The organism is Chamaesiphon sp. VAR_48_metabat_403 (genome assembly GCF_031422475.1).
Classification (GTDB): Bacteria; Cyanobacteriota; Cyanobacteriia; order Cyanobacteriales; family Chamaesiphonaceae; genus Chamaesiphon.
Map to the genome: position 1 here is coordinate 1 of NZ_JANPLS010000508.1, position 19141 is coordinate 19141.

General features: G+C 45.6%; 20 protein-coding genes and 1 pseudogene. 9 read left to right on the forward strand and 12 right to left on the reverse strand.

Annotation, left to right across the window (positions count from 1 at the left end):
* Positions 1–159: 159 nt before the first annotated feature.
* Together RMO79_RS23705 and RMO79_RS23710 are read right to left on the reverse strand one after the other, a co-directional pair.
* The gene (locus RMO79_RS23705) at positions 160–522 is read right to left on the reverse strand and encodes a response regulator (RefSeq protein ID WP_310485735.1); all 363 of its coding nucleotides are present in this window, start codon (positions 520–522) and stop codon (positions 160–162) included.
* A 417-nt stretch (positions 523–939) separates the two neighbouring features.
* Entirely contained in the window at positions 940–2175 is a 1236-nt protein-coding gene (locus RMO79_RS23710) for a response regulator (RefSeq protein ID WP_310485736.1), read from the reverse strand.
* Positions 2176–2288: 113 nt separating this feature from the next.
* On the opposite strand from RMO79_RS23710, the gene RMO79_RS23715 reads away from it, so the two are divergent.
* From RMO79_RS23715 to fabG, 7 genes are all read left to right on the forward strand, one after another.
* Positions 2289–5165, forward strand: coding sequence for a pitrilysin family protein (locus RMO79_RS23715; RefSeq protein WP_310485738.1), 2877 nt, complete (start codon positions 2289–2291; stop codon positions 5163–5165).
* Positions 5166–5463: 298 nt separating this feature from the next.
* Positions 5464–5670 (forward strand): hypothetical protein, encoded by a 207-nt coding sequence (locus RMO79_RS23720; RefSeq protein WP_310485739.1) that lies wholly within the window; start codon positions 5464–5466, stop codon positions 5668–5670.
* Between the two features lie 179 nt (positions 5671–5849).
* Positions 5850–6047 carry a 50S ribosomal protein L35 gene (rpmI, locus tag RMO79_RS23725; RefSeq protein ID WP_295615932.1) on the forward strand — a complete coding sequence of 66 codons (198 nt, stop codon included), beginning with the start codon at positions 5850–5852 and terminating at the stop codon, positions 6045–6047.
* Between the two features lie 117 nt (positions 6048–6164).
* Complete coding sequence (gene rplT, locus RMO79_RS23730; RefSeq protein WP_310485740.1) at positions 6165–6518, forward strand: 50S ribosomal protein L20; 354 nt, start codon at positions 6165–6167, stop codon at positions 6516–6518.
* 114 nt (positions 6519–6632) lie between these two features.
* Positions 6633–7436 (forward strand): transporter substrate-binding domain-containing protein, encoded by an 804-nt coding sequence (locus RMO79_RS23735; RefSeq protein ID WP_310485741.1) that lies wholly within the window; start codon positions 6633–6635, stop codon positions 7434–7436.
* 575 nt (positions 7437–8011) lie between these two features.
* The gene (locus RMO79_RS23740; protein ID WP_310485742.1) at positions 8012–8551 is read left to right on the forward strand and encodes a tetratricopeptide repeat protein; all 540 of its coding nucleotides are present in this window, start codon (positions 8012–8014) and stop codon (positions 8549–8551) included.
* Between the two features lie 81 nt (positions 8552–8632).
* The gene (gene fabG, locus RMO79_RS23745) at positions 8633–9394 is read left to right on the forward strand and encodes a 3-oxoacyl-[acyl-carrier-protein] reductase (protein WP_310485743.1); all 762 of its coding nucleotides are present in this window, start codon (positions 8633–8635) and stop codon (positions 9392–9394) included.
* A gap of 11 nt (positions 9395–9405) precedes the next feature.
* Here fabG and RMO79_RS23750 read toward each other — a convergent pair whose 3' ends face one another.
* From RMO79_RS23750 to RMO79_RS23770, 5 genes are all read right to left on the reverse strand, one after another.
* The gene (locus RMO79_RS23750) at positions 9406–10176 is read right to left on the reverse strand and encodes a hypothetical protein (protein WP_310485744.1); all 771 of its coding nucleotides are present in this window, start codon (positions 10174–10176) and stop codon (positions 9406–9408) included.
* Positions 10177–10289: 113 nt separating this feature from the next.
* Positions 10290–10499 (reverse strand): hypothetical protein, encoded by a 210-nt coding sequence (locus RMO79_RS23755; RefSeq protein WP_310485745.1) that lies wholly within the window; start codon positions 10497–10499, stop codon positions 10290–10292.
* A gap of 6 nt (positions 10500–10505) precedes the next feature.
* Entirely contained in the window at positions 10506–10712 is a 207-nt protein-coding gene (locus RMO79_RS23760; RefSeq protein ID WP_310485746.1) for a hypothetical protein, read from the reverse strand.
* Between the two features lie 132 nt (positions 10713–10844).
* Complete coding sequence (gene gltD, locus RMO79_RS23765) at positions 10845–12329, reverse strand: glutamate synthase small subunit (protein ID WP_310485747.1); 1485 nt, start codon at positions 12327–12329, stop codon at positions 10845–10847.
* 156 nt (positions 12330–12485) lie between these two features.
* A complete protein-coding gene (locus RMO79_RS23770; RefSeq protein ID WP_310485748.1) occupies positions 12486–12674 on the reverse strand; it encodes a zinc-binding dehydrogenase in 189 nt (62 codons plus the stop codon).
* A gap of 145 nt (positions 12675–12819) precedes the next feature.
* Between RMO79_RS23770 and RMO79_RS23775 the strand changes: the two genes are divergently transcribed.
* Complete coding sequence (locus RMO79_RS23775; protein WP_310485749.1) at positions 12820–13323, forward strand: hypothetical protein; 504 nt, start codon at positions 12820–12822, stop codon at positions 13321–13323.
* Positions 13324–13536: 213 nt separating this feature from the next.
* Here the strand turns inward: RMO79_RS23775 and ychF are convergent, their stop codons facing one another.
* Positions 13537–14625 (reverse strand): redox-regulated ATPase YchF, encoded by a 1089-nt coding sequence (ychF, locus tag RMO79_RS23780; RefSeq protein ID WP_310485750.1) that lies wholly within the window; start codon positions 14623–14625, stop codon positions 13537–13539.
* A gap of 300 nt (positions 14626–14925) precedes the next feature.
* On the opposite strand from ychF, the gene RMO79_RS23785 reads away from it, so the two are divergent.
* Positions 14926–15810 carry an MnmC family methyltransferase gene (locus RMO79_RS23785; protein ID WP_310485751.1) on the forward strand — a complete coding sequence of 295 codons (885 nt, stop codon included), beginning with the start codon at positions 14926–14928 and terminating at the stop codon, positions 15808–15810.
* 96 nt (positions 15811–15906) lie between these two features.
* Here RMO79_RS23785 and RMO79_RS23790 read toward each other — a convergent pair whose 3' ends face one another.
* The 4 genes and pseudogenes from RMO79_RS23790 to RMO79_RS23805 all read right to left on the reverse strand — a co-directional run.
* Complete coding sequence (locus RMO79_RS23790; RefSeq protein ID WP_310485752.1) at positions 15907–16413, reverse strand: HAD family hydrolase; 507 nt, start codon at positions 16411–16413, stop codon at positions 15907–15909.
* A gap of 19 nt (positions 16414–16432) precedes the next feature.
* Entirely contained in the window at positions 16433–17566 is a 1134-nt protein-coding gene (locus RMO79_RS23795; RefSeq protein ID WP_310485753.1) for a hypothetical protein, read from the reverse strand.
* Between the two features lie 361 nt (positions 17567–17927).
* Positions 17928–18800 (reverse strand): STM4011 family radical SAM protein, encoded by an 873-nt coding sequence (locus tag RMO79_RS23800; protein WP_310485754.1) that lies wholly within the window; start codon positions 18798–18800, stop codon positions 17928–17930.
* Positions 18791–19141, reverse strand: a pseudogene (locus tag RMO79_RS23805) (coproporphyrinogen III oxidase family protein); the annotation flags it as partial. The gene RMO79_RS23800 and the pseudogene RMO79_RS23805, both read right to left, overlap by 10 nt.

Genomic DNA, 19141 nt, shown 5'->3' on the forward strand with positions numbered 1-19141 from the left:
ACCAGCAAGGCTTCCTGGACTCGATCCATCGATAATAATGCAGGGATCTCCGCAGTGAGGTGGAACCGCAGGTAAGGATCGCCAACAACAGCTACTGGTTCAAATAATTGGGGTAAAAGTTGCTGAAGTCTGGCAAGAGTAGTATTTGTTGTCATGGTTTTAGCCGATCGCGTCCTGAATGGCAATGCTAAGATCTTCGGCAGTATAGGGTTTAGTCAAATAGACCTTGACTCCCTGCTTCATTGCCCAAACTCGATCGACATCCCGATTCTTGGCAGTACAGGCGACGATCGGGATATTCGCCGTCTCTGGTTGTTTTCTCAAATGACGGCACAGCTCCAATCCGCCCATCACTGGCATCATCCAATCTGTGACGATCGCATCTGGTAGATCTGCCCTGGCTTTATCGAGTGCTTCCTGACCATTGACAGCCGTAATTACTGTATGACCTGCTGTTGTGAGGTACTGACAGACCAATTCCAACTCAGCCTGCATATCATCGACTACTAATATTTTTGACATTTGTTGTTCCTAATTAAAAATAGTTTTAAACCGCATCGAGAAGTAATAAGTTCATAGTTCCCCGATCGAGCCGAAAAATCCGCAATTGGCTAATTTAACTCAAGTTGTTACGGATAGAATGCCTGCGACTAAAGTCGCGGCTAATGCTGCAAAGTCCGCCTACGCGGACTAGTTTATTAGTCCGCGTAGCGAAAAGTGCGGTCTTGGGCGCGAGCTTTGTGGGGGAAGCTTCCCCCACAAACGTCGCTTGGTTTCCCCTGTCTTGTCGGTTTTTTATTCGGGGGGAACCCCCGTTGGCGTAGCCTCTCCGTCAGGAGATATAAAACCGCCGCTGTCTTGTCTCACCCTTTTTGACGGGGAACCCGTCCAAAGGTGAGCCGCAAGTGGAGCACCTTTTCAAGAGAGGCGGACTTTGCATTACGAGCAGCGGTTTATAACCGCTGAAGTTGTAGGTAGCAACTTGGGTTCAGTTAAATATTTCTCAATTACTGCGAGTAAATCTTGCTCGGTAAATGGTTTGGTGAGATAGTCAGTTGCGCCGACGAGATTAGCTCTGACTCGATCGACTAAACCCTTATTTCCCGTCACCATAATAATCGGGGTTTGGGCTAATGCCGCACTACTTCTGAATAAGCTGCAAAGCTTGTAACCATTGATATTCGGCATCGTGATATCCATTAAAATCAGATCTGGCTTGAGCCGAAAAATCATGCTAGAAGCTTTAATTGGATCTTCAAGTTTGGTGAGTTGATATTTGCCCTTATTCCCCAAGAATCGCTCCATTTCATCGAGAATTAACGGACTATCATCAATACAAGCAATTTGATATAAGTCTGGATTGATGACCACATTACTCACACTTCGATCGACTTCTGGCAATTTTTCGGTCGAGTTAACTGGTGGTAAATCTGGTTCGGGAATAATCGGCAGTCGATCGAATGGTGCCGCTGGATCCCGCAAACAGATCGCATCGTGGCGAAGATAAGGTGTAATCAGTTGGACTAACTTTAGTTCGTCTTGCTTGAGAAATAATGCCAAATCTCGCACACTCCGCCCTTTCATCAATTGCGCGATCTGATTTAATGCTTTGGAACTGAGGGTTCCGCCTGGAACGGGAGTTTCTAGAAATTTGGCATTGGTTAAGTACGGACGCTGATGTGGAGATCGGATAATGGTCGTGAATTTTTGCCAGATTTTCAGTCGCTGCTGATAATAATCGAGCGTGTTGGAGATGTCTAAACCAGGCTGTGGCTTAAATCCTGTAGCGATGGGGATTGGTCGATCCCGATGCCATGTCATCTGTTCATTCCTGAGCCACAGTAGAGATTCCAAGGCTTCTTTCGTCAAGTCTGTGGAAATCCGCTCTAGTTGCGATCGATCGAGCAATCCCTGTAATGCCAGACGCTCTATTTCCTGCCGAACCAAGTTGTCCGAGTCAACTTTTACCGATTGAGCTGCTTGCTCATAGCCCAAGTAGCGCAACCGATCGACCAATTGATTCAGAGATTGGATCGAGCAATCAACAGCTAATAACTTTCCGGATCTCAGGTAAATATTCCAGCCGATTGAGCCATAAACGATCTCAAGACAGCCAGTACTCTCCTCGTTCGCTAACTGAGTCAATAATTGGGGCGGATCGATCTCTGTGTTCATGGCATATATTGAGCGTTCTACACTTATAGTTCCCCCAGATCCAACTCAAAATTCACATTCTCGCGATCGACTCGCGAGAACTAGTAGATTACAATCATTAGTTGGTGCATCAAATGCAGATATTTAGTGAAAACATGTTGAAAATGAGAAACTTGTGGTTGGGGTGGCGGCGATATCGGTTTGGAATGTTGCTATTTAGCGTTTGTCTGAGTGTTGTATTGGCATCCCCGCAGGTGGCGATGTCTACTCAGTCATTACTCGCACAAACCGCTGCGACAGTGGACTTGGAGCTTGCCAAAACACCCACGCCACAGCCGAGTAAAACCCCGACAGTACCTACTAAAAAATCTATTACTCCCGCAACTACTCTGACACCAAATGTCAAGAAGACTGTCTTAGCCAACGGCATGACTGTATTGACAAAAGAAGTCCGCAGTGCGCCAGTCGTGACAGTACAAGTATTTTACAAAATTGGTTCGCGCGATGAAGCTCCCGGCGTGAATGGAATCGCACACCAGTTGGAGCATATGTTATTTAAGGGTACCAAAGATCGTCCGGTACAATTTGGTCGATTATTTGCCGCTTTAGGTAGTAATTTTAATGCTTTTACCAGTTACGATCAGACGGCTTATTTCGGTACTGCTGAGAAGAATAAACTGACGAGTTTATTGACATTAGAAGCCGATCGAATGCAGAATTCCACGATCGATACCGAAAAATTGACTGGCGAGAAAAGAGTTGTTATTTCGGAGTTGCAAGGTAATGAAAATAGTCCTGGTTATCGCCTCAGTCGCGCCGTCAAACGTGCCGCTTTCCCGAATACGCCTTATGGCTTAACCGTCGGGGGGACTAAAGCCGATGTCGAAAAATTTACCGTCGAACAGGTGCGATCGTATTATGACTCTTATTACGCGCCCAATAATGCAACCTTAATCGTCGTCGGCGACTTCGATACCGCCAGTTTAATGGCAAAAGTGCAACAGACATTTGGTAAAGTACCGCGCCGCGAAGTTAAAGTAGCACAACCTACGCCTACTGCCACAGCCGCCGTCGCCAATCGCCGGATTACCCTCAAAGAACCAGGGAGTGCTCAATTGGCGATGGAAGTGTATCCCCTCCCCGATGCCAATCATCCCGACGTACCCGCGATCGATGTGATGAATTATATCCTCACGGAGGGACGCAGCGCGCGGATGTATCAATCGATCGTCGAAACCGGAATTGCCACTAGTATCGATGGTGGTGCCGTCAACCTCGCCGCAGGCGGCTGGTACGAGCTATCTTCGCTCGTCGAAGTCGGTAAATCGCTACCCAAACTCGAAGCGGCTGTTGCTAAAGAAATTAAGCTGATTCAATCTAAACCTGTCACCCCCACCGAAATTTCCCGCGCCAAAGTCCAACTCAAAGCTGGCTACCTGCTTGGCAATCGCGACATTACCTCTCAAGCCAGACAACTCGGAAACGACCAAACCACCACTGGCGATTATCAATTTACCGACAAATACCTCGCTGGAGTCGAACGCGTCACCGCCGCCGACATTCAACGCGTCGCCAAAAAATACTTCCAACCCAACCTAAAAACGATCGGCTTTTTCCAACCCACCCAACTTACCGCATCGGCACCAGCCGCAGCAGGTAGCAGTACCCAAACAGTCGCTAATTACAACCCAGGCACGCCTGTAGACCCCAGCGAACTGGCAAAATATCTCCCCCCCCTCGATGCCGATACATCTAGCCAAACTCAATCCTTGCCCCAAGAGGTGAAGCTCAAAAATGGCTTGCGGGTATTCTTACTCCCCGATGCGAGTACGCCGACAGTCACCTTGAGCGGCAATATTCAAGCCGGGACGGAATACGATCGACCGGATAAAGCTGGGGTAGCCACTTTGACAGCTACCAACATTATGAGCGGTACTAAAACTCAAACCGCGCTGACACTCGCTAAAAACCTCGAAAATCGCGGTGCGGGATTGGGTTTTGGCGCGAGTCGCGAAGGTGTCAGCCTTGGCGGTAATGCGCTGGCTCAAGATTTACCGATCTTGCTCCAAACATTGGGCGACGTGCTGCAAAATGCCAACTTCCCCACCAAACAAGTCGAACTCAGCCGCCAACGCGCGCTGACTAGTCTCAAACTCGAACTCGATAGCCCCAATAGTGTGGCGCGCCGGAAGTTTCAGCAGACGGTTTATCCTAAAGATCACCCGTTTACAATTTTCCCCACTAAAGAAACCTTGACTGGGTTGAAAATCGCCGATCTGCAAGCCTTTTATCGTCAGCACTATCTACCCAGTAATACCATGCTGGCGATCGTCGGTGACTTTAAGGTTCCAGAGGTTAAAGCCTTATTAGAAGCTAATTTGGGTAAATGGACGACTACGGCTAAAAACGTCAAACTCAACTATCCAGTGCCTCAATTACCTGCCAAACAGGTACAATTAAATCCCTCACTACCAGGTAAAACTCAAGCAATTACCCTGTTAGGCAATAAAGCGATCGATCGGAAAGATCCGCGCTATTATGCTGCTTTAGTGTTAAATCAAATCCTCGGTGGCGATACCCTTTCCAGCCGCCTGGGTACCGAAATTCGCGATCGTCAGGGGTTGACTTATGGCATCTATAGTAGCTTTGCTGCTGGCAAACGTCAGGGTACCTTTATTATCTCAATGCAAACCGCACCCGAAGACGCTCAAAAAGCCACTCAAAGTACGATCGCGCTCTTAAAAGATCTTCAATCTAAAGGCGTAACTCAATCCGAAGTAGATAACTCCAAACGCAGTATCTCCAGTAATTACAACGTCGATCTCGCTTCCCCCGACGAAATCGCGGGTGCGACGCTTGGTAATGCTATTTATGGTTTGAATCCGAATGAAATTAGCGAATTTCCCAAGAAAATTCAAGCTGTGACACAAGCACAAGTTAACCAAGTTGCCAAGGAATTAATCTCACCCGATCGCTTGGTAGTCATTACCGCCGGGCCACCGAAAAAGTAATCGACTGACAATTTTAGATATTAAGCCAGTAGTAGGGGCAATTTATGAAGCGGCGGTTTTATTCGGAGGTTCCCTCCGAATAAAAAAACCGACAAGACATTGCCCCTACTACTTTTTTAGGCGTTGTTAAATTGCGATATAGCCTAAAAAGACAAACACTCCGATTCTTACTGGGAGCTGTTTTTGAAAGTTGGATTTTTCGAGATCCGCTGTTTGACTAAAATTCCTCAGCGATCGCATTATCCGATCGATTACTTTTTCAGCGATTTCGCTCAGGAGTTTTACTAATTGATGGGACATGATGAAAGTAATCAAAACAGCAACTACCATGAACTTTCTAAAATTCACAAACCCTTTAGTTCGCACAACTCTAATTACCTTACTGGTAAGCGGGGTAATTCCCCTGCTGGCGATCTTATCTGACTATTCTGGAGAAGTTACAATTAAGTTAGGTACGGATGGCATTCAGCTTCATATTACTGGAGATCGATCGAAGATCTGTTAATTATCTATCGAAATTAGATTCCCCGATTATCTTGTTAAATCGGGGAATTTATCGTGCGTTATCATGGTTATCCATTACTTGCCCCAGTCCCCCCGTCTCCTTTGTCCCCTACACAGGACTATCTATTTATCCGATCGATCGAGTATAATAATAAATTGTGTCTAAACATTCTTATTCCAATGCCGAAACTCAAAAGCCGCAAAGCAGCCGCGAAGCGTTTTCGCGCCAGCGGCACTGGTAAAATCATGCGCCGCAAGGCATTCAAGAGCCACCTGCTCGAACACAAAAATGCCGATCGTCGTCGGAGCCTATCTAAGGCAACCGCCGTTGATGAGACTGATGTGCTCAGAGTACGCGGGATGCTCCCCTACTTGTAACTATCCACCAGGATAATTACCTAGACTTCAGACTGGTAGCTTGAGGACTGACGGTAGTAAATAACTATCCATAATGCCGTAGAGCAATTGTAATCACCAACTCACCTAATTTAAAATATGACACGGGTAAAGCGCGGTAACGTGGCGCGGAAGCACCGCAACAAAATTCTCAAGTTAGCCAAAGGTTTTAGAGGTTCTCACTCTAAGCTGTATCGGATTGCTAACCAACAAGTCATGAAGGCATTACGGAATGCCTATCGCGATCGGAAGAAGAAAAAACGCGATTTTCGTCGCTTATGGATCGCCCGGATTAATGCAGCTTCTCGTCAACATGGCATGAGCTACAGCCAATTAATCGGCAACATGAAAAAAGCTGACATTCAACTCAATCGCAAGATGCTCGCGCAAATCGCGATTCTCGATCCGGCTAGCTTCGAGCAAGTAGTCAAACTCGCCGCAGCAGCGAAATAGATAGATTATGTAGGTTGGGTTGAGGAACAAAACCCAACCCGCTCATTTACGTAGATGTGCATGTGTGGGGTTTCACATTCATTCTGTTGCCCAACCTACAATGATTAATTAGGCATGAAGAATAGAGCTAAATTGCATCGATTTAAATCTGTATTTTTCAGCTTATTATCGATCGCGAGTATCGACATTTTACCAACCGCCGTTCGTGCCGGGACGCTCAAAGAAATTCAGCAACGCAAACAATTAATTGTTGCAGTTAAAGATAATTTACCACCATTAGGATTTAGAGATCGATCGGGGAATTTACAGGGCTTAGAAATCGATATCGCCCGTAAACTAGCAGCCGAAATATTTAACAATCCCGATGCCATCAAACTAGTACCCGTTGCCAATCAAGATCGGCTCAAAGTAGCGATCGATGGTACTGTAGATTTAACAATCGCACGAGTGACAATTACCTCAACCCGATCGCGAGTAGTCGATTTTAGTCGCTATTATTATCAAGATGGTACGGGAATAATTACCAATCGATCGAACATCGTTAAAAATAGCGATCTGGTTGGTAAAAAAGTTGCCGTTCTCAATAACTCTACCACGATCGCTTCGTTGCAATATATCATCCCCAAAGCACAGTTAGTCGGTGTCGATAGCTATCGCCAAGCCCTACAATTACTCGCCACAGATAAAGTCGTCGCCATCGCCGCAGATCGTAGCCTTCTCATCGGTTGGAGCAAAACCACGCCTAATTATGCTCTTTTACCCGATAAATTATCTACCGAAGCCTTGGGCATCGTCATTCCCAAAGGGCAGCAATACGATACATTGCGGCAATTAGTCGATCGATCGATCTCCCAATGGCAAGCCGACGGCTGGCTTCAGCAGCGGATTCAGTACTGGGGATTGGGAGGTAAGGAGTAGGGGTGTGTGGGGGGTGTGGGGAGCGTTCCTTTTCGCTTTCCCCTTTTCCCTTTTCCCTTTTCCCCTAAAGCCTAAAGCCTAGTTAATTGTTATCAAGCCTGAGACACGTAAGTTGGCTCTCAAGTTATCATAGATAGTCAGGTATTGTAGGGGTATCGTCTTGCTGCGTAGTCCTTTACCCCACCCCAGCCCTCCCCTGATAAAGCTACCGTGTATACACATCTTTGGTGAGAAGCGAAATTGGTTTGAATCCCCCTGTCTTTAAATGGTGCTTTACTTGGGGAAACAAGCGACGTTTTGGGGCGCGACGTTTTCGGGGGAAGCTTCCCCCGAAAAGCTCGCGCCCCAAGAACGCACTTTTCGCTGTCTTGTCGGTTTTTTATTCTGGGGGAACCCCAGAATAAAACCGCCGCTAAATCCCCCTTGAAAAGGGGGACTTTGACCGGATCTTAGCCCCCTTTGGGGGTTTGGGGGATTCAGATCTCGAAACGAAGTCTAACCAACTTGTGTATACACCGTAGCCCTTATAAAGGGGAGGGAGCAAAGCCTCACTAGTCACTACCCACTGCTTAACAATGGACTTTTCAGATAAAAATTTACTCACCGTCTATCTTGCGGCGTTCATGTTGCTATTGAGCGTCGCGGCTGTTTCGATTCTCAGACAAATTCTGAAGACACAGAAAATTGAGAACGCACTCAATAAATTAGAAAAAAAACTCAAAACCGAACGCGGTACGATTCCAGAATATTACGAACTAGGTAGTATCTATCTGGAGAAAAAAATGTTCATCCAGGCGATCGCGATGTTCAAAAAAGCCATTAAAATGGAAGATGGTGAAAGTCCAGAAATGTCGCCTGTATACAATGCACTAGGTTACGCCTATTTCGGACAAGAACAGTACGATCTGGCAATTCGTCAGTACAAAGAAGCGATTAAACTCGAACCAGAATATGTGATGGCGATGAATAATCTCGGACATGCTTACGAGCAGAAAAAACTGCCATCTCAAGCTTTAGATATTTACGATCGCGCCTTAGAAATCGAACCAGACAATGAAACCGCCAAACGTCGGAGCGAATCGCTGCGTCGTCGCTTGGTTGTGAGTAGTAAATAATAATTAATAGTTAATTATTATTTATTAATTCAATGACAAGCGTTCGATCGCGTAAGATTAAAACGAGCGATATTTGTTGAGATGGAGAAATTGAGAGTGTCGGATTTATTAACCGGAAAAGTCGCGATCGTCACAGGTGCATCCAGAGGGATCGGTCGCGCGATCTCGTTAGAATTAGCAAAAGTTGGCGCGAAAGTAGCAGTTAATTATGCTAGTTCTAGCGGTGCTGCGGATGAATTAGTCGCCCAGATTGTCGGTGGTGGTGGCGAAGCGATCTCCATTGGTGCAGATGTCTCCAAAGCCGACCAAATTGACACGCTCGTCAGTACTGTGATGGATAAATGGGGACGCATTGATATTCTGATTAATAATGCGGGCATTACGCGCGATACGCTGCTGTTACGGATGAAGCCAGAGGATTGGCAAGCAGTCATCGATACCAACTTAACGGGGGTATTTTTATGTACCCGCGCGGCAAGTAAAATTATGCTCAAACAAAAGTCGGGCAGAATTATTAATATTGCTTCAGTTGCGGGACAAATGGGCAATCCAGGGCAGGCAAACTACAGCGCGGCAAAAGCTGGGGTAATCGGCTTTACCAAGACGGTAGCGAAGGAATTATCGAGCCGGGGGATTACCGTCAATGCGGTAGCACCTGGTTTTATTGCGACAGATATGACAAACGATCTCAAGGCAGAAGGGATTTTACAATTTATTCCCCTGGGTAGATACGGACAACCCGAAGAAGTCGCCGGAATGGTGCGATTTTTAGCAGCCGATCCGGCAGCAGCTTATATTACCGGACAAACATTCAATGTCGATGGTGGAATGGTCATGGCGTAAATTCAGATCTTTTACTGAATATAGTTACAGGGATAAAGCAAGTCTTCTTTAGGGATGAAATTACCATTATCGGTTATTTTCTGACCATTATCATAATACCAAGTCGATCTGTCTCTACCTACATAATCTGACATTTTTTGACCATTGGGATAATACCACGTTGCCCCAGTTCTGCCAGCATAATCTGTTAGTTTTTTACCGTTAGAATAATACCAAGTGGCACCATCTCTCCCCGCATAATCTGTCATTTTCCGACCATTGGGGTAATACCAAGTTGCCCCGACTGTTCCGGCATAGTCAGTCATTTTCTGACCGTTTGAGTAGTAAAGAGTTGCACCTTTGCTCCCATTTGGAGCTAATGTGCAAAGTCGATATATTTCTCCGGTTCTGTTTTGTCTATTGACGATAAAATCTGGTTGTTGTCGATCGATATTTTGGGGCTTATTGTCACCGATACCTGATTGCTGACGATCGGGATTAGTAGTGCCCTGTTGTTGCGATTTTTTACAGTATTCAGCCGCATCTGATTTATAGTAAGGGCCACTTTGTAATGTTTGGACGCAAGTGGAAAAATCTTCATTTGGAGACTTACCTTTAAACGCTTCTAGACAATTCTGAGCGGCATCTGCTTTATAATAAGAGCCACTTTGCAGTTTTTTGACACATTGGCTGAATGATTGAGATTGTGCCATTGCAGATCGATCGAACGCAATGAACCCGATCGAGCAAACAGTTGTAGATATACTCACAAGCAGATGTGGTAACAATTTATAGGTATTCATGTCAATTATCGATAATTTGGCAAGCCACACTGTAACAAGATTTAAGGAATGTATTACTCAATCTAGTTTGGTGCTAGCTGGGTTATTATACCCAGGGCAGAGCGAAAGTATGCTTAATTGCATGAGGTAACCTGTTTGGCAAGAATGAGACGATCGAACGACCGATCGGAAGATCGAGAATTGCTATAATGACGGAACTTTCCAACGTAGGTTTCGTGTCTCAACCCAACGATCCTAGCGATCGTCGATCGCGTAATATCATTGGGATCGAATATTGGTGCTGTTGGGTAGAGCGTCGCTTTACCCAACCTACAAATCTTCAACTAAATTCAATAACTATCATCATCGACGTGAGCGTGAACTGTTAGCTCGTGATTGACTTGATTGAGTCGATCGGATATTGCTTTGCGCCACTCCAGACTAATTGTCGGATCGGCTAATACTTCTTGCGCCGATTGACGATATGCCGCACTGGTAGTTGCATCGACTCGATCGATCTGTTCGAGATTTTCGTAGACAGTTTGTAGCGATTGCATAGTATTTACCTCAATGTATTTAGCGATTCGATCGAGAATCCTCGTCTATAAATATCGTAGGGGCGGGTCGATCGCATCAGTTTCGATCGCACTGAAAATTTCATTTGCACCCGCCCGCACTCCACTAATTAGCTAAGGCAGATTGGTACTTCCCATCAGATATAGATCGCACTCGCGAGCGGCACCACGACCTTCATTAAATGCCCAGACGACCAAACTTTGACCGCGACGGCAATCGCCAGCGGCAAAGACACCAGGAATACTAGTAGTGTATTTTTCATGTTCGGCTTTAATGTTGCTGCGCGGGTCTTTCTCGATGCCTAGTGCATCGAGGAGGGGCTGTTCGGGGCCGAGGAATCCCATTGCTAGTAATACTAGATGAGCGGGGTTGACTTTCTCGGTACCTGGGACGTGTTTGAGCGCAAATTGTCCTTGCTCGTTGCGCTCCCACTGGACTTGGACGGTGTGAACGGCGGTGACGTTGCCGTCTGCGTCGCCCTCGAATTTGGTGGCGGTGGTCAGATAGGCGCGAGGATCGGCTCCAAATTTGGCGGCGGCTTCGGCTTGCCCGTAGTCCACTTTATAGATTTTCGGCCATTCCGGCCAGGGGTTGTCGGCAGCGCGTTTGAGCGGGGGTGTGGGCATGATTTCTAGTTGCTCGACGCTGTTGCAGCCGTGGCGGATGGAGGTACCGACGCAATCGGTACCAGTGTCGCCACCGCCAATGATAATCACATCTTTACCTGCGGCGGTGATGAAGTTGCTGTGTTCTTTGCCGTCTAATACGGTTTGGGTGTTGGCGGTGAGGAATTCCATCGCGAAGTGGATGCCTTTGAATTCGCGACCTGCGATCGGTAAATCGCGGGGTTTGGTGGCTCCAGTGCAGAGGATGACGGCATCGTAATTTTTCCGCAGATCTTCAGCACTGATATCTTTACCGACTTCGACGTTGCATTTAAAGGTGATGCCTTCGGCTTCGAGTAACTCGATCCGGCGGAGGACGACTTGCTCTTTTTCGAGCTTCATATTGGGGATGCCGTACATCAGCAGTCCACCGGGTCTATCTGCACGTTCTAATACTGTCACCCAATGTCCGGCTTGGTTGAGTTGGGCGGCGGCACAAAGTCCCGCAGGGCCAGAACCGACGATCGCGATTTTCTTGCCCGTGCGTTTTGCGGGGGGTGTGGGGACGATCCAGCCCTCTGACCAACCTTTATCGACGATCGAGTGTTCGATGCTTTTAATGGTCACTGGCGGGTTGTGGATGCCCAGTACGCATGAGCCTTCGCAGGGTGCGGGGCAAACTCTACCCGTGAATTCGGGGAAGTTGTTGGTTTTGTGGAGTCGATCGAGGGCTTCGCGCCAGAGTCCTCTATATACCAGATCGTTCCATTCGGGAATCAGGTTATTAATCGGGCAACCGCTTGCCATGCCAGCGATGAGCGTTCCGGTATGGCAGAAGGGGGTACCACAATCCATGCATCTAGCTCCCTGGTTGCGGAGCTTGTCGTCGGGCATGGGTAGGTGAAATTCGTCCCAATTGTGGATGCGATCGAGTGGTGCGAGTTCGCCTTCGACTTCGCGGCGGTATTCAATAAATCCGGTTGGCTTGCCCATAAGGGTTAAATATAATCGCTTAAATAATTTGGGTGGTTTGGTTTGAGGCTGCGGTGTCTATTTTAGACGGTTCGATCGATACTAAGTAAGTGTTACTTCAATCTTCTTAAACAATCGATCGATCGAATCCCTAATTTCACTGGCATAGAGTTGGATTTACACTTCCAAAGTTACGACCACATTTCCCTTCTTACGCCCAGTGTCAACATAGCGGTGAGCCTCCACGATCCGATCGAATGGATAGGATCGATCGATAAATGGTTTGAATGCTCCCGCCGCTGCTAATTTTGCGAGCAACCAGACATCAACCCGAAGCCGACCGAGGACTCGACACTTATCAGACAATTGTAATCCTCTTTACTCCCAGTCTGAGGATCTAGTCGATTTTTTATAGCATATCCCCTCTCAATACTAGCTGGACACCTTCTCTGATTGGGGCTTAGAATATTTGCTATTGAGACTTTTAACTTATTTACAACTCTACCCTTTCATGAAAATTTCACCCCGTAGCATTTCACTCCTGTTTGTCTGGTCGGTATCGATGTTCGCGGTGGGTTTATCAGGAACTGCTGTTGCCCAAAATAGATTCGTATTTAAGTCACTGACAGATTTAGATAAATGTGCTGCCAACAATAGCGATAATACTGGCGTTTGTCTGGAAGCTCTACAACAGTATGCCAAATCGCACCCTAAAGAATTGTTTGCGATCGCGTTTACCGATCGCAAACAATTCCAGCAGTGGGTAGCGTTGGAGTTTTTTGAACCAGCCTTAGGCGCGTCGCCATCCGCTGCAAAATGTGCGGATAAAGATGTCCGATTGGCGATCGTTTCGGGACTTGCCATGTCTGCTGATGCTGCTCCCAACGAGATCGCGCGTCGGCTTTTAAATGGCAAATGTTTTGCATCGCTAAAAACTCTAGTGGCAAAAGAAATCGCTAGTGCGAGTCGTCAATATTCCCGGTTTTCGCGACTCGATCGGCATGAGATACAATGAAATCGAATCAAAAACAGCCAGCGCAGATAGCTTTAAAAACTAAAGCAGCATTTCCAGATTTCTAGTTAAACCTGAAATAGCAAATTGCTATCGATCGAACCATCAGAGATTACCTCCGATAGTCTACGCCAAAGAGTTGTCGCAACAGCGAATCGAATTCTCAAACCTCAACACCAAAAAAAGCCCTAAAATTACTATTATCGATCGGATACACTAGGAATGCAGAAACTCCATAATATCTCCTTCTTGGACTAGATATTCCTTCCCTTCACTGCGAAGCAATCCTTTATCCTTAGCTGCTTGCATCGAGCCAGTCGCGACCATATCGGTATAGGAAATCGTTTTCGCCCGAATGAAGCCTTTCTCGAAGTCGGAGTGAATTACTCCTGCTGCTTGGGGTGCGAACATTCCCGCTTTAATCGTCCAGGCGCGGGTTTCTTTCGGCCCGGTAGTAAAGTAGGTACGGAGTCCGAGTAAGTGATAGGTTGCTCGAATCAGGGACTTTAAACCGCCTTCTGTCACGCCTAGTGATTCCAAGAATTCAGCTTTCTCTGCGGCTGGTAGTTCCAGGAGTTCGGCTTCGACTTGGGCAGAAACGATCGTCACTTGGGCATCTTCAGCGGCGGCGACTAATTTTACCCGATCGACAAAATCATTACCAGTGGCTAAATCTTCTTCCGAGACATTGGCTGCATAAATCATCGGTTTGCGAGTGAGCAATCCTAAGCCTTTAATACTTTCGCTTTCTTCGTCAGTGAGTTCGACTTTGCGTGCTGGTTTCCCCGCATTTAATTCGACGAGTAATTTCTCCAGGGCGACGACTTCGATTTGCGCCTCCTTACTAGTTCTGGCAGTCTTCCTAGCCCGATCGATCCGTTTCTCGATTTGGTCGAGATCTGCCAGAATTAATTCCAGATTAATTACTTCAATATCTTGTTGGGGATCGACTACGCCCGATACATGAATGATATCGTCGTCCTCAAAACAACGGACGACTTGCACCAAAGTATCTACTTCCCGAATGTGAGACAGAAACTTACTTCCCAAACCTTCGCCCTGACTGGCTCCTTTGACTAATCCGGCAATATCGACAAATTCTACCCGCGTGGGGACGACACTTTCGGAACTAACCATATCGGCGAGGACTTGCAGCCGCTCGTCGGGTACCGATACACTCCCGACATTCGGCTCGATCGTGCAAAATGGATAGTTCGCAGCTTCAGCTTTGGCATTGGCAACTAGGGCATTAAATAATGTCGATTTGCCCACATTTGGCAGTCCAACGATTCCGGCTTTTAGCATTTTAGTCTCAAGTGATGACAACTTCCCTCGACTCGATTATAGGTCATTAGCTCTTCAAGTACGCAAAATCGATCTCCTACTCCCGATCGGCTAAATGTCTGCTTCACTAAATTTAACGATCTGCTCAATCAAAATTATTAATCCGAAAATTTAGTCCAAAATACTTGACCCTATTCTCAATTATCTTGACGAGTTCGCTGGTTTTGAGCTATGCTACCAAAATAGTTCATATAGCGAGTATATGATTATCTCTCAGAGAGTTGTTGTATTAATCTTAAAAAATCGGGCTAAGTAGTAACTATGTCCCAGCAATTTAACCCTTGCATCACTGATGATGGTTCCTATACTTTTTTCTCCGAGCAGTTCGGGCAGACTTTCCATAGTAAATATGGCGCGCGGGAAGAGTCGATTTTCAAGTATGCGGTGCCAACATTATTAGCCCAGAAAGCCAGTCGCGGGCATCTGAGAATTTTAGATATTTGTTATGGATTGGGATATAATAGCGCGGCGGCATTGTCCGCAATTTGGCGATCGCATCCCGATTGCACGGTAGAAATTATTGCTTTAGAACTCGATCGCACCGTACCAATTTCGGCGATCGAACATAACTTACTGAGTGAGTGGGAACAGCCGATTCCGCAATTATTGACTCAATTAGTGCGGGCGGAAATAATTGAAGTCGAACGGTTAACAGCACGATTAATCTATGGCGATGCGCGGATGACGATCGGGCAAGTAATCGATCGTGACTTTCAAGCCGATGCCATTTTTCTCGACCCATTCTCACCAATATCTTGTCCGCAATTATGGACGATTGAATTTATCGATCGAGTAGCTAAATGTTGCGCGCCAGATGGAATAATTGCGACGTATTCATGTGCATCGGCAGTCCGTCAGGCAATGGTAGCGGCGGGATTAGCTGTCGGCGATAGTACTCCCGTCGGCAGAAAGTCACCAGGGACGATTGCGAGTTTCGATGTGGCACAATTAACACCATTATCGCCACAAGAGTTAGAACATTTACAGACGCGTGCGGCAATTCCCTATCGCGATCCTACGTTAACTGATTCGATGGCTAAAATTATCATTCGTCGGGAATTAGAGCAGGATGATTGTGGATTAGAGACTACTTCGCAATGGAAGAAGCGATGGCGGAAGATAGTTGTTCGCGCTAGCGTTGCGTAGCAAAAGTTGAAAGTGATGCTGCTGAAGCTCCATTAAATGCTGAAATTATCTGCGGTACCGATCTCGATTCGATCGAGGAATGCGTCGATAAGGTAATTAACTACCTAATAGCAAATCGTGTAATTCCCGCACCGTCGCACACGATCGATCTGGATGAGCGGCGATTAATAAATCTGGTGTCGGACTTCCCCATAAAGCACCGATCGAATATACCTTAGCTGCTTTAGCTGCGTGAATATCATCGGGACTATCGCCGACCATTATCGCATTTTCTGGTTTAATATTCAATCGTTCTAAGGCGAACAGAATTCCGGCTGGATGGGGTTTAGGTAATCTGACATCTTGACGAGTAATTAATAGATCGATCGACCATTCTAGATGAGATATTAATCGATCGCAAAATGGTTTACGGCTGGATGTAACGATCGCGATCGGGATTTGACGTGCTGAAAGTGTTTGCAATAGTTCGTTAATTCCCTCATAAGGTTGGATCTGGGGAATCATCTGGTAGGTTGCATGTTGTTGTTTTGTTTGGCGGAGTTCGACGAGAGGGGATGAATCGACAAGGGTGAAATCGAGATCGAATAATACTGCCATATTCATAACTTAATTTCAAATAACGTTATTCGCGAATCGAACAATATCGATTAGATCGATCGGAACACGATCTTTGATTATTTGCCGTCAACTCACATTTTATATTAAGAATTTCAGGATACAAGCTGGTAATTGTTTCGTACCTTGGTGAAGACAGCCACGAAACTGGCAAACAATTCCCATCTACATTTAGCTTGTCTAAGTTATTTATATTTGTAGAGTTGATTAATTTCAAGAATCCTTCCATGTTAAGAGTGCCCATTGAAAGATCCAATTCCAACAATGATTCCATTAATGGTGATTTAATTAATTCGTCAACCACGTCATTTGTATATTCACAATTCTTGATACCTAAATACTTTATTTTTGGGAACCTCTCTCCAGAAATAATTTGAATCACATCTTCAATAGAAGAATTACTCCCATACTCCTCAGATCCCGTCCATAATTCTAGGTATTCTAATGCTGGCAACTCTAATTGACAGAGACTAGTAATGGCACTCCGATTTAATCCACTGCTCTCAATTCGCAATACTTTTAAATTTTCATGCCACCATTCACTAAAAGACAAGCCATTACTGTAACCGCCGCACCTAATCTGCAATATTTCCAAGTCGGGATAAACCGATATTATTGGGCTAATATCTTTGCCAAAATTCAATCCTGAAATCATTTGTTCTCGATCTTCAATATCACCTAAAAAAAGTGCTTTGAGGCGATCGAACCATTGATAATGCTCGACCAGAAATTTAACATAATCAGATCCACAAATTCCATATCCAAAAACTAATGCTTCGATCTCACTCACTCTAGGAGTTTGCAAGAGAGCATACCATCGATCTTCAAGCGAGAACTGAGCGTCAGAATATCTCCATCCCCGATCTTCTCTCAATGCATAAGCAGTTTCTTTCGGATTAATAATCTCCATTCCAGGTTCAAAATTCACAACCTGTCGATCCGCAAAAATAGCAGCATGTCGATCGGGTAAACCATCTAAGTATTCAAAATTCTGCCAAAATTTGTTTTCTCTTGCAATCGCTTTTTCGTTCTGCAATCGTTGTTTTCTGCCAATCTCGCCACCTAATACGGCTGCATCGATGGGTGGTGGATTTTGTCCGCCTAAAATAGCATCGGTGTTATTAGGATTGATTTCTGACACGGGGAGATTGGAGTGAGAGGGTATATATTTATTATGCCCATTGGCGGAGCGATTGGAATCGATCGATTATCATTAAGTTAAAGTAGGGGAGTTATCATGGTTTGAGTACTCACATATCGATTTCCTACCTGTGACTACTAGCTCCGTTTACGCACCGCCCTCAAATGAATTAGTTGCTCATAGCAGAAGTTCTCTGAAGAGAACTGCATGATTGATTAGTTCGTTGAAACGAACTTGATCTGTTAGCCCGTTGGCGAAGCCTATCCGAAGGATACACTTATAGTTCAGGGCGGTGCGTAAACGAAGCAAATCGATTCTCCTTTTGCTATAAACTTTAGCTAGGATTAGAAGTCGGGCTTTTTTAAAAAGCCCGACTTCTGGCGGAGGGGATTCTTTCTAAGATGCCATCGCCATAGACTTTCTCCAAATTCAACTCTTCTAGATGAACGTACCCGATATGACAGCGACAAACTTGGTTTTGACAAGTTCTGGGGAATAAAGATTCTTCAAAATCTACATCGTAAATATTACCGATCGAATCTGGGATAAAATGACAGCGACGGATCGTACCTGATCCATCTACGGTAATTGCTTTATGCCCCGTGCGGCAGGGTTTACCCAAGGTATCGTAAACTTGGTTATTGATGGGAAATAGTCGATCGATCTGGGTGAATAAATCGAGGTCGGCGGGGGTATAATAGTCGGGTTGACGTTTGTAGGCATTTACCCAGAGATAGACATCTGGATCTAATTCTTGGCGTAATAATTGCGCTTGGTGTTGGTGTTCTTTTAGTCCGACAATTCCCACGCTATATTTAACATTATGGAGATCGAGTGTCCGACATCGTGCTAAAAATTGCTCGATCGATACTTCCATTGGATGAAAGGTAGTCCATAGAGCTAAGGTATCCAAATTGCAATTTTTCACCCAATCTAAATCGCAAGCAAGATTAGTTTGAATGGCTACCTTAGTTACTTGGGGAAGATGAGACAGTTTAGCGATCGCCGATTGATAATAGCGATGAATGAGAGCTTCACCCCAAGGTGTAAATAATACCCCAATTTTGGCGGTAGGATGGCGATCGCTTACCCAATTGACGAATCGATCGAGTTCGGCTTTATCATTAGCTAATTCGATCGCCGTATTGGTACGTTTGGCGAAGGGGCAATATTCACAGCCATAGTTACAGCTAGATAAAGAACCCCGATATAAGATCGATAAATCTAACGCCATTGATAATCCTCCATCAAAGCTTTGACTTGTGGTGAATATAACCACACGCCGAGGGTGTCGGATACTTCTACGCCGGCGGGGTTTAGAAGTAAACCGTCATCAGTTTTAGTTGCTAATTCCAATGTTAGTAGATCGTTTAACTGTGGAAAATCTGTTAGCGCGTCGGTGTGGAAATTTTGGTGATAATCGCTGAGACTCAAGCCTTCGGATTGTAAGAGAGATTGAATGAGAAAACGGCGTTGGCGATCGTCGAGATCCAGTTGATAACCATAATTTACCCAGTTAAACTGCTCATCTTCTCGCTGTGCATAATTGGCGATAATTTCCTGAATTCCGTTCAT